An 11270-nucleotide genomic window follows, 5' to 3' on the forward strand; every position below is an offset into this window, starting at 1 on the left:
AGAGGAGACTTAACAGTGCCCGGCGGTGGAATGAACTTCGAGCTGACCGAAGACCAGGAACTGATCCGGCGGTCGGTGGCGCAGCTCGCGCAGAAGTTCGATGACCACTACTGGATGGAAAAAGACCAAGCGCACGAGTTTCCGTCCGAGTTTTATCGCGCCATCGCCGACGGCGGGTGGCTGGGGATGACGATTCCGGTCGAATACGGCGGTCATGGCCTCGGGATCACCGAAGCCACCCTGCTGGCCGAAGAGGTCGCAAAATCCGGGGGCGGGATGAACGCCGCCAGCGCAATTCACCTGTCGATCTTCGGTATGCAACCGGTGGTGGTGCACGGCTCCGAGGAACTCAAGCGCCGCACATTGCCCCGGGTCGCCACCGGCGATCTGCACGTCTGCTTTGGAGTGACCGAACCGGGTGCGGGACTGGACACGTCGCGCATCACTACATTTGCCAAGCGCGCCGGGGATCACTATGTGGTCAACGGCCGGAAGGTGTGGATTTCCAAGGCGATGGAATCCGAGAAGATTCTGCTGCTGACCCGGACGCAGAGCTACGACGACGTGGCCAAGAAGACCGACGGGATGACCCTGTTCCTCACCGACCTCGACCACAGCCGCATCGACATCCGGCCGATTCCCAAGATGGGCCGCAACGCCGTCTCGTCCAACGAGTTGTTCATCGACAACCTCGAGATTCCGGTCGAAGATCGAGTCGGCGAGGAAGGCAAGGGATTTCAGTACATCCTCGACGGCTTGAACCCCGAACGGATGCTCATCGCCGCCGAAGCGCTCGGCATCGGTCGCGTCGCGCTGGATAAGGCGGTCAAATACGCCAATGAGCGTGAGGTCTTCGGGCGTCCGATCGGCATGAACCAGGGTATCCAGTTTCCGCTAGCAGACTCGCTTGCCCGCCTGGATGCGGCCGAATTGATGTTGCGCAAGGCCACCTGGCTCTACGACAACGGCAAGCCCTGCGGCCGCGAGGCCAACACCGCGAAATACCTATGCGCTGATGCGGGATTCACCGCTGCCGACCGGGCTTTGCAAACCCACGGCGGTATGGGTTATGCGGAGGAATACAACGTGGCCCGCTACTTCCGTGAGGCCCGACTCATGAAGATCGCGCCGATCAGTCAAGAGATGATTCTGAACTATCTGGGGTCGCACACCTTGAAACTGCCGAGGAGTTATTGATGGCCAACCCGTTGTTCGATCTCACCGGGAGATCGGCGATGGTCACCGGTGCAGGCAGCGGTATCGGTGCCGCGGTGGCGGAGGCCTTGGCGGCCGCCGGCGCTGCGGTGCTGGTAACCGATGTGAACGCCGACGCAGCTTCTGCTGTGGCCGAACGCATTTGCGCTCACGGCGGCAAAGCCGACAGCGTGGTGCTCGACGTCCGTGACCGGGCGCAGGCGGACGCGGCTGCAGCACGCGCCGCCGGGCTCACCGAAGGAGTGCTGCACATCCTGGTCAACAACGCCGGGGTGACCGCACCGGCAATGTTTCCCGACCTGACCGACCACACCTTCCGCGAGCTACTCGACGTGCACGTGCTGGGTGCTTTCCACTGCACCCAGGCTGCATTGGAATTTCTGCCCACCGACGGCACCGGCCGGATTATCAACGTGACCTCATCGGCCGGCATCACCGGGACACTCGGTCAGGTGAACTATTCGGCGGCCAAGGCCGGGATTATCGGATTCACCAAGTCGCTGGCCCGCGAGTTGGCGCGTAAGAACATTTTGGTCAATGCGCTGGCCCCGCTGGCGGCGACGCCGATGACCGAGACAATCCGCACCAACGAGAAATTTGCCGCCACCATGATGGCGCGGATACCACTGCGGCGCTGGGCCGAACCGGATGAGATTGCCGGAGCCTTCGTCTTTCTCGCCTCTGATGCTGCGTCGTATATCACGGGTCAGGTGCTGCCGGTCGACGGCGGCATGGTGATGTGATGGCCCAGTCGCGGGCACCGCTGGCCGGCGTCACCGTGGTCGCCTTGGAACAGGCGGTATCCGCCCCGATCTGCACCCGCGTCTTGGCCGATTTCGGCGCCCGGGTCATCAAAGTTGAAAATCCCAAGGGTGGAGATTTCGCCCGGTACTACGACGATGTCGTCAACGGGCTTGGGGCACATTTTGTTTGGGCTAACCGCGGCAAAGAGTCGGTCACTCTGGATCTGAAAACATCAGCAGGACTGGACATCTTGCACCGCCTGCTTGACCGCGCCGACGTACTGGTCTCCAACCTCGCCCCGGGCTCCACGGCCCGGCTGGGGATCTCGCCGGCGGATCTCGCTGGGCGGCACCCGAAGGTAATCGCCGTCGAAATCGACGGTTACGGTGCGGGTGGTCCGCTTTCCCACAAGCGTGCCTACGATCTGCTGGCACAGGCGGAATCCGGCGCGTGTGCGGTCACCGGCTATCCCGGCGCACCGGCCAAGCCGGGACCGCCGATAGCCGACATCAGCACTGGGCTGTATTCGGCGTTGTCGATCCTGGCCCTGCTGTATTCGCGAGACCGCGGCGGCAATGGCGACGGCGCGGGCAGAGCGGTCAGCGTCAGCCTGTTCGACACCATGACCGACTTGATGGGGTATCCCCTTACCTACACCCAGCATTCCGGCGTCGACCAGGAGCCGCTGGGCATGAGCTCACCGGCAGTGGCACCTTACGGGGCTTACCGTACCGCCGACGGCCACACGGTAGTGTTAGGTACGACGAATGACCAAGAATGGCAACGGCTCTCGCGTGAAATACTGCAGCGGCCGGATCTCGCCGACGACGAGCGGTTTTCCAGCAACGCTGGCCGGGTCGCCAACCGTGAGCTCCTGGACGAGGTGATCGGGGATTGGTGTGCCCAGCATGACCTCGAACACGTGCAGAAAACGGCCGATGCCGCCGGCATCGGCAACGCCCGCTACAACCTGCCCAGCGAGGTGCTGGCGCATCCGCAGCTGAGCGCGCGCGACCGCTGGCGTCAGGTGGACACACCCGCCGGACCGATCCGCGCGCTGCTGCCGCCCCCGGTGATTTCCGGTTACCAGCCACCCATGGGCGCGGTGCCCGGGCTCGGCCAGCACACCGACTCGGTGCTCGCGGATTTCGGTCTGACCACCGAGGAGATCAGCACGCTGCGGCAACAAGGCGTCATCGGGCCTGCCTATGCCGACTGACCAGCGCGTGCTTCTCTGCGAGGACCGCGACGGCGTGCGGACGCTGACGCTGAACCGTCCGCACCGCAAAAACGCGATCAACCGTGACTTGTGGATCGCGTTACGTGATGCGCTGCTGGCCGCCGCCGACGACCGCGATGTGCGGGTGCTGGTCATCACGGGAGCCGGCGGGGCGTTCTGCTCCGGCGCGGACATCGCAGCCGCCGACGACGCGCACCCGATGCACAAGCTGCGCCGCCTCACCGACGTGGCGTTGGCGCTGCACGAACTCCCGGTGCCGACCATAGCCAAGGTGACCGGAGTCGCTGTCGGCGCCGGCTGGAACCTCGCGCTCGGCTGTGATCTGGTGGTGGCGACGCCGGAGTCCACGTTCTCCCAAATCTTTTCCAAGCGAGGCTTATCTCTGGATCTCGGCGGCTCCTGGCTGTTGCCGAAGCTGGTCGGCTTGCAACAGGCGAAGCGGCTTACTCTACTGGCCGAAACTATCGATGCGAAGGAGGCTCAAGCCCTGAACCTGGTGACCTGGGTGGTGTCCGGCGCGGAGATCGACGAGTTCGTCACCGAGCTCGCCGGGCGGTTGGCCGGTGGCCCGGCGATCGCGCTTGCCCAGAGCAAGGCGTTGCTGAATGAAGGCGCGGATCGGACACTGCGCGAGGCGCTGGCCAACGAAGCCCGCGCCCAGGTGGTGAACTTCGCGACGGCGGACGCGGCGGAGGCTTACTCGGCGTTCGCCGAGAAACGCGAGCCGTCGTTCACAGGTCGATGGGCGGTGCCCAGATCGGAGCGAAACGATGCGTGAAGCGGTGATCGTCGAGGCGGTGCGCACGCCGGTTGGCAAACGAAACGGGGCGCTGTCGACCATGCACGCCGCCGACCTGTCGGCGGTTGTGCTCAGGGAATTGGTCGACCGTGCCGGGATCGATCCGCAGCTCATCGACGATGTGATCTGGGGGTGTGTGTCCCAGGTCGGCGATCAGTCCAGCAACATCGGCCGCTACGCGGTGCTGGCAGCCGGATGGCCCGAGACGATACCGGGCACGACGATCAACCGGGCGTGCGGCTCCAGCCAGCAGGCCCTCGACTTCGCGGTGCATGCGGTGATGTCGGGACAACAGGATGTCGTGGTGGCGGGCGGCGTGGAGGTGATGAGCCGGGTTCCGCTCGGTGCCGCCCGGGCCACCGGGATGCCCTACGGCCCCAAAGTCCTTGAGCGCTATCACGGTTTTTCGTTCAACCAGGGCCTGTCCGCCGAGATGATCGCCAAGAAATGGGGATTTTCCCGCACTCAGCTCGACGAGTACTCGGTGCTGTCACACGAGCGGGCCGCCGCCGCCCAGGACAGCGGCGCGTTCGACGCCCAGATCGTCCCGGTGTGGGTCGACCGGGAGCCTGTCACCGCCGACGAGGGAGTGCGGCGCGGCACCTCGGTCGAAAAACTCGCCACGCTGAAACCGGCTTTCGTCGAAGACGGCGTGATCCACGCGGGTAACTCTTCGCAGATTTCCGACGGGGCGGCGGCGCTGCTGGTGACGACGCCTTCTATCGCGCTCGACATCGGTCTGACGCCGATCGTGCGCTACCGCGCCGGCGCGGTCACCGGTGCCGATCCGGTGCTCATGCTCACCGGTCCGATCCCGGCCACCGAGAAGGTGCTGCGGAAGGCCGGGGTCTCGCTGGCCGACGTGGGGGTGTTCGAGGTGAACGAGGCTTTTGCGCCGGTGCCGCTGGCGTGGTTGGCCGAAACCGGCGCCGACCCGGACCGGCTTAATCCGCTGGGTGGCGCGATCGCGCTGGGCCACCCGCTCGGCGCATCCGGCGCGCTGTTGATGACACGCATGGTTTATCACATGCGCGACAATGGGATTCGCTACGGCTTGCAAACCATGTGTGAAGGCGGTGGCACCGCCAACGCCACCCTGGTGGAACTTGTGGCCTGACATGCGGCGAGAACTGTTTACCGAGGACCATGAGGCGTTTCGGCAGCTGGCCCGCGATTTCATCGAAAAAGAGATCGAACCGCACTATGCCGAGTGGGAGAAAGCCGGTCGGATGCCGCGCGAGGTCTTCGAAAAGCTTGGATCGCTGGGGATGTTGGGCATGGCGATCCCCGAGGAATACGGCGGGGCAGGCCTTCCCGACTACCGCTACAACGTCGTCCTGCAGGAGGAGGCGGCTCGCGCTCTGGTGACGACGGGAACCGTGCGCACCCAGCTCGAGGTGATCCTGCCCTACTTCCTGCACTACGCAAACGACGAACAACGACAGCGCTGGTTTCCCGGGTTGGCCGCCGGCACCCTGCTGACGGCGATCGCCATGACCGAGCCCGGCACCGGCTCGGATCTTGCGGGCATCCGCACCACTGCGGTGCGGGACGGCGACGAGTACGTCGTCAACGGTGCTAAGACGTTCATCACCGGAGGATTGCTGGCCGACCTCGTCATTGTGGTGGCGCGCACGTCGACGGATCCGGATGACCGTCGACGCGGGCTGACGCTGCTGGTGGTGGAGGACGGCATGCCGGGCTTCGTCAAGGGCCGCGCACTGGACAAAATGGGCTGCAAGGTGCAAGACACCGCCGAGCTGTCCTTTACCGACGTGCGGGTACCGGTCGCCAACCGGCTCGGCGATGAGGGAAAGGCGTTCGAGTACCTCGGCCACAACCTGCCCCAGGAGCGAATGACGGTGGCCGTCGGCTCGGTGGCGCAGGCTCGCGCGGCCGTGGACCTTACCATCGATTACGTCAAGCAGCGCAAGGCATTCGGCACACCTGTGGCCTCGTTTCAAAACACGAAGTTTGAGCTGGCCGCCATGGCAGCCGAGATCGAGGCCGCCCAGACCATGGTCGATCGTGCGGTAATGGAATTGGTGGCCGGCACTCTGTCGGGCTCGGATGCGGCAAAGGTGAAGTTGTTTTGCACCGAGATGCAAGGACGGGTCGTCGACCGATGTCTGCAGCTGTTCGGCGGCTACGGCTACATGATGGAGTACCCGATCGCCCGGCTGTACACCGATGCCCGAGTGGCCCGTATCTATGCCGGAACGAGCGAAGTGATGAAGGTGATCATCGCCAAGTCGCTCGGATTGTGAGCGTCGTCGGAAAAATGCCCGTTTGAGACCCTTGTCACAGCGCGGTCAACCAACTTACTGTGTGTTTACTAGGTTGGTTGGGCCAAAGGAGTCCGGTGACACGGCCGTACGCGACGCTGCTGGCGAAGGGCGAGGACCGTAGACAGCGGATTCTTGAGGTCGCCCAGCGGCTGCTGACCCGCAATGGGTGGCGGAACACGACGTTGGCGCAGATTGCCCGGGAGGCCGGGGTCAGCCCGGCCGGTCTGCTGCACCACTTTCAATCCAAAGAGCAGCTACTGCACGCGGTGCTCGACATCCGTGACGCCGACGACGACGCTCATGCGGATCGAGCCGGCGATCTCATCGCGGAAATCGCGCGGGTGCCCGAGCGGTTCGACCGGACACCCGAACTGATGGGTGCGTTCACGGTGCTGCTGGTAGAAAACCTTCTTCCAGAGGCTCCGCTGCACGATCGTTTGCTGACCCGGTATCGCGACGCGCTTGACATTGTCGCCGAGCTCATCCGCCGTGGACAGGACTCGGGCCAGTATCGCGCGGATATTGATCCCACCGTAAAGGCAGTCGAAATCCTCGCCTTCATCAACGGAATGGAAACCACATGGTTGCTCGATCCATCGATACCACTGACCGCGGTGTTCAAGGGGTACGCGGAGTCGCTGGCCCGCGAGTTCGCACCGCGGAACCGGAGATAAGGTACCGGCTCGATGTGGTCGGCGCCAGCGTCGTCGACGTGGTGATGTGCGCGGGCGGCTGGTTGTTCGACCGGGCGATGGCAGGCTGGGACGTCACCGTCCTGCTCACCGACCATCCCGATGACCGGCCGTTGCGGATCCTCGGCGCGCGGACAGTTGACCTGGAGTACGCGTTGGCGTCCGCGGACCACTGGCCGCGTCCCCAGACGTTGGCTGCTGCCGCAGATCTCTGCGGGTGTGACCCTCGGGTCCGGCAGGGTGTGCTGCAGGCGCTCGACCAGGGCGTAACCGAAGTCACGTTGTGGGGGGACCCCTGGCCGGCCGAGCTCGACGGCACTGTCGGCCTGGTGCAGCATGAGCTCAGCGCCGCTGCGCGGGCGTTCAAAGCTCACGCCCTCGCAGCCGCAGCCGTTCCGGTGGCGATCGTCGGCGCGACCGAGATCTTCCGAACCGGGGTCATGGCGCGCCCTTCGGTGGCGGCCGACCTCGTGCCCGCGGGCTGACGCGACAGACCATCACATTGACGCCGAACAGCTGCTATGGAAATCTAATACTCACCAGTGAGAGGCGGATTCTCGTTTATCGAGATTGTCGGACGGAGTAGCGGATAGTGACTGACTTGACCGCGATGGATTTCTTCCGCGACGAGCGGCTCGTCGAGAATCCGTACCCCTACTTCGAGGCCTTGCGCCGGCAGTGTCCGGTGGTGCGCGAACCGCATCACGACGTGATGATGGTGACCGGTTGGGACGAGGCGGTCGCGGTGTTCAACGACGCCGAGACGTTCTCGTCGTGCATCTCGGTGACCGGGCCATTTCCCGGCTTCCCGGTGCCGCTTGAGGGCGACGACGTCACCGAGTTGATCGAGCAGCATCGCGACGAGTTGCCGTTCAGCGACCAGCTGCCCACGCTGGATCCGCCGACCCATACCAACCATCGCGCGCTGTTGATGAGGCTGATCACTCCCAAGCGTCTCAAAGAAAACGAGGACGCGATGTGGATGCTCGCCGACCGCGTGCTGGATGACTTCTTGGTTGGCGGTCAGGGCGAGTTCATCAGGGGCTTTGCCGCTCCGTTCACGCTGTTCGTGATCGCCGATCTGCTTGGCGTGCCCGACGCCGATCGCGACGACTTCGTCCAGAATCTGCACCGCAATGTGGGCGGGGGCTTGGGCAGCACGGAAGGAGAATCCCTGGCGCACAGCCCGCTGGAATTCATCTACGGCCGGTTCGCGACCTATATCGAGGATCGCCGCCGCGAACCCCGTGATGATGTGCTGACCGGGCTGGCAACCGCGACGTTCCCGGACGGCTCCATTCCTGATGTTGCCGACGTCGTGCGCGTGGCGACCAATGTGTTCTCCGCTGGTCAGGAGACCACGGTGCGTCTGCTGGGCAGCGCGTTGAAGATCATGGCCGAAAACCCCGACGTCCAGCATTTGCTCCGCAAAGACCGTAGCCGCATCCCGAATTTCATCGAAGAGACGCTGCGCCTCGAGAGCCCGGTCAAGGGCGACTTCCGCCTCTCTCGCGTTCCCACTGCGGTGGGCGGTGTCGACATGCCCGCCGGCACAACGGTAATGGTCTTGCAAGGGGCTGCGAATCGTGACCCTCGTCGTTTCGAGGAGCCCGACAGGTTCGATCCGGCTCGCAAGAACGCCAGGCAGCACTTAGCGTTCGGGCGGGGAATCCACACCTGCCCTGGCGCGCCACTAGCACGAGCGGAGACCAGGGTCGGCATTGAACGACTCCTGGACCGTACCGCCGATATCAGGATCTGCGAGCGGCTACACGGACCGGCGGACAACCGCCACTACCACTACGTTCCGACATATATTTTGCGCGGCTTGACAGAGCTGCACCTGGAGTTCGACTTGGCATGAAAGTGACGGTCGACGATCAGCGTTGTCGTGGTCATGGCGTGTGTATCACGTTGTGCCCTGAGGTGTTCCAACTCAACGACGATGGTTACTCGGAAGTCCAGGTGCCCGAAGTCCCTGCCGGACTAGAGTCGGCGGCTCGGCAGGCAATCACCGACTGCCCCGAGCAAGCTATCAGCGAAAGCAGCGTGTAGACAAGGAGATCCGTTGGCCAAGGGCTACATTATTTTGACCGAAGCCATCAAAGACCCCGAGGGCATGAAGGCCTATGGTCAAGCGGCAGGTGCAGCGATGGGCGGTGTCAACATTCTGGCAGTGGACACCTCGCCCCAAGTACTCGAAGGTCATTGGCACGGTGACCAGACTGTTGTCCTCGAGTTCGACTCGGTCGAGGCAGCTCGCAAGTGGTATGAATCCGAGGCCTATCAAAACGCGGCCAAGTTGCGGCAGGCGGCCGCCGACTGCAACGCGGTCATCATCTCCGGTTTTGACAACCCGACAACGGCTGGCTAGCAGCGTAGCTGATCATGCGTTGAGTGTCGGCCATCACCGGCGGTGCTGGCGGGGCGAACGGGCCTCCCGCGCACACCGCGTCGCCAGGCATGGTGACGCATAGGGGATCCGCCAGACCGGTGGGAACCCCAGGGTCGGGATCATCGAGAGGAGCGACAATACCCTGCATGCCCGCGACGCCGCGCGCCGCGTTCGCCGGGAAAATCGCACCCGTCGCCGCCATTCCAATAAGTGCCATGGCCACAACAGTTCTCGTCATTGCGGCGAGCGATTTCGAAGCCGTCAACCCACCTATCGCTTCTTACTCGCGGCGCGCACGGCCCAAAACGAGCCGCACCGATGTTTGCTGTTGTCGACGCCCCACTCACGAATGATCGCACGACCGCTTACCGTACGGGCGGGAACGGACATAACGCAGTTGCTATTCGGCACAAGGCAAGAATCGGGCAAATCGCTGCGCCAGCCGTCTACTCCTTGATCGAGATAGCCTGGCGCGGACACTGGCGCACGGCCTCGCGCACTAACTCCTCGTTTTCGGGAGTCACTTCCGGCTGAAGCACGGTCAGCATGTCGTCGTCGCCCAGGTGGAACACCTCGGGAATGATGCCCATGCACACGCCGTTGCTTTCGCAAAGACCGAAATCGACTTCCACTTTCTTCATCGCAACACCTTCACCGGTACGTTCTGCCAACCCGCAACATTTTGCATGTGAACGCGCTGGCAACCCTCCCAGTCCACCTCGTAGCGGGGCATGAAGTCGAGCAGCTTCTCCAGCGCGATCGCGCTCTCCATCCGCGCAAGTGCCGCGCCGAGGCAGCTGTGAATCCCGTAACCAAAACCCAAGTTCTGCGCTTCCGATCGGTCGCGGTCGATGTCGAACTTGTCGGGGTCGGTCCACACCTCAGGGTCGCGGTTGGCTGCGCCGTTGATGAGGAATACCGGCTTTCCGGCCGGAATCGTGACACCGTGCAGCTGGACCTCTTTCACCGAGCAGCGGACTTGATATTGGGAAGGCGCTTCGTAGCGCAATAGTTCTTCGACCGCCGCCGGGATCTTGCTGCGGTCGTCGAGCAGCTTCTGCCACTGATCGGGGTTGCGCGCGAAAACCACCGGCGCATTACCGACCAACTTGGTGACGGTCTCGGCCCCAGCGCCGCCCAATAGTGTTGCAAATCCAGCGATCTCAAGGTCGTCGAGCTTCCGCTTCTCCCCGTTCTCGCATTCGAGTTCGGATTCGATGAGCTTGGTGAGCAAGTCATCACGCGGATTGGCGCGCCGTTGCGTCACGAGTTCGTAGTACAGCATCGCGGTGTTGATGTTGGCCTGCATACCCGCCTCGCCGACTTCGACCTGCCCGGGTTCCCGGGTCAGTGACTCGTCAATCCAGTGGCGGATCTGCTGCGCGTGCTCCTCCGGTACTCCCAGCATCGTCGTAATGACCTCTACCGGAAAGGGGCCGGAAAAATCCTGCACCACATCGAACCGATCCGGATCAACTGCGGCGAGGTACTTGTCGATCTTCTCGGTGACCATCTGCCGCTGAGACTGGATGGCGCGCGGTGTGAATACCTTGTTGAGCAGGCTACGCATGTGCCGATGTTCAGGAGGATCCATAAAGATGATCGACTTCTGCGGTGTCCGTTGTCCGGACCGCACCATCGACAGGTCGATGCCGTAAGCCGACGAATACGTCTCGAAATCCTTCAGCCCCGCGGCCACATCCTCGTGGCGAGTCAATGCGTAGAAGTCGTACTCCTCGCTGTAGTAGACAGGCGCTTCCTCCTGCATCCGCCGATACGTCTCGTACGGGCTGTTGAAGAATTCCTCGGAGAACGGATCGAAGACGACTTTGGGCTTGGTCACTGACTCCTCCTCAGCGGCGACATGCAGCCTGGGCCGTTACAGCGCAATGGCGGA

13 protein-coding genes are annotated in these 11270 nt (G+C 63.5%); 11 read left to right on the plus strand and 2 right to left on the minus strand.

The genetic code is table 11. The features are described from left to right. The first annotated feature begins 30 nt into the window (after positions 1 to 30). From MHEC_RS04295 to MHEC_RS04345, 11 genes are all read left to right on the plus strand, one after another. On the plus strand, positions 31 to 1197 hold the full coding sequence (locus MHEC_RS04295; protein WP_048890106.1) for an acyl-CoA dehydrogenase family protein: 1167 nt from the start codon (positions 31 to 33) through the stop codon (positions 1195 to 1197). After that, positions 1197 to 1958 (plus strand): SDR family NAD(P)-dependent oxidoreductase, encoded by a 762-nt coding sequence (locus MHEC_RS04300; RefSeq protein WP_048890105.1) that lies wholly within the window; start codon positions 1197 to 1199, stop codon positions 1956 to 1958. The genes MHEC_RS04295 and MHEC_RS04300 overlap by 1 nt, the downstream gene beginning before the upstream one ends. Then, on the plus strand, positions 1958 to 3178 hold the full coding sequence (locus MHEC_RS04305; protein ID WP_048890104.1) for a CaiB/BaiF CoA transferase family protein: 1221 nt from the start codon (positions 1958 to 1960) through the stop codon (positions 3176 to 3178). The genes MHEC_RS04300 and MHEC_RS04305 overlap by 1 nt, the downstream gene beginning before the upstream one ends. After that, the gene (locus tag MHEC_RS04310) at positions 3168 to 3977 is read left to right on the plus strand and encodes an enoyl-CoA hydratase/isomerase family protein (protein ID WP_048890103.1); all 810 of its coding nucleotides are present in this window, start codon (positions 3168 to 3170) and stop codon (positions 3975 to 3977) included. The genes MHEC_RS04305 and MHEC_RS04310 overlap by 11 nt, the downstream gene beginning before the upstream one ends. Further along, positions 3970 to 5115, plus strand: coding sequence for a thiolase family protein (locus tag MHEC_RS04315; RefSeq protein WP_048890102.1), 1146 nt, complete (start codon positions 3970 to 3972; stop codon positions 5113 to 5115). The genes MHEC_RS04310 and MHEC_RS04315 overlap by 8 nt, the downstream gene beginning before the upstream one ends. Before the next feature lies 1 nt (position 5116). Next, positions 5117 to 6265, plus strand: coding sequence for an acyl-CoA dehydrogenase family protein (locus MHEC_RS04320; protein WP_048890101.1), 1149 nt, complete (start codon positions 5117 to 5119; stop codon positions 6263 to 6265). 95 nt (positions 6266 to 6360) lie between these two features. Beyond that, positions 6361 to 6960 (plus strand): TetR/AcrR family transcriptional regulator, encoded by a 600-nt coding sequence (locus MHEC_RS04325; RefSeq protein WP_099869199.1) that lies wholly within the window; start codon positions 6361 to 6363, stop codon positions 6958 to 6960. Next, entirely contained in the window at positions 6957 to 7463 is a 507-nt protein-coding gene (locus MHEC_RS04330; protein WP_048890179.1) for a hypothetical protein, read from the plus strand. The genes MHEC_RS04325 and MHEC_RS04330 overlap by 4 nt, the downstream gene beginning before the upstream one ends. Positions 7464 to 7588: 125 nt before the next feature. Continuing rightward, positions 7589 to 8842, plus strand: a complete 1254-nt coding sequence (locus MHEC_RS04335) for a cytochrome P450 (RefSeq protein WP_048890178.1) — start codon at positions 7589 to 7591, stop codon at positions 8840 to 8842. Next, on the plus strand, positions 8839 to 9033 hold the full coding sequence (locus MHEC_RS04340; RefSeq protein ID WP_071700144.1) for a ferredoxin: 195 nt from the start codon (positions 8839 to 8841) through the stop codon (positions 9031 to 9033). The genes MHEC_RS04335 and MHEC_RS04340 overlap by 4 nt, the downstream gene beginning before the upstream one ends. A gap of 13 nt (positions 9034 to 9046) precedes the next feature. Then, on the plus strand, positions 9047 to 9352 hold the full coding sequence (locus tag MHEC_RS04345; protein ID WP_048890099.1) for a DUF1330 domain-containing protein: 306 nt from the start codon (positions 9047 to 9049) through the stop codon (positions 9350 to 9352). A 467-nt stretch (positions 9353 to 9819) separates the two neighbouring features. Here MHEC_RS04345 and MHEC_RS04350 read toward each other — a convergent pair whose 3' ends face one another. Both MHEC_RS04350 and MHEC_RS04355 read right to left on the minus strand, forming a co-directional pair. Then, positions 9820 to 10014, minus strand: a complete 195-nt coding sequence (locus MHEC_RS04350; protein ID WP_048890098.1) for a ferredoxin — start codon at positions 10012 to 10014, stop codon at positions 9820 to 9822. Then, entirely contained in the window at positions 10011 to 11216 is a 1206-nt protein-coding gene (locus MHEC_RS04355) for a cytochrome P450 (RefSeq protein ID WP_048890097.1), read from the minus strand. Before MHEC_RS04355 ends, MHEC_RS04350 begins: the two co-directional genes overlap by 4 nt. Between the last annotated feature and the right edge of the window lie 54 nt (positions 11217 to 11270).

The organism is Mycobacterium heckeshornense (genome assembly GCF_016592155.1).
GTDB classification, from domain to species: Bacteria; Actinomycetota; Actinomycetes; order Mycobacteriales; family Mycobacteriaceae; genus Mycobacterium; species Mycobacterium heckeshornense.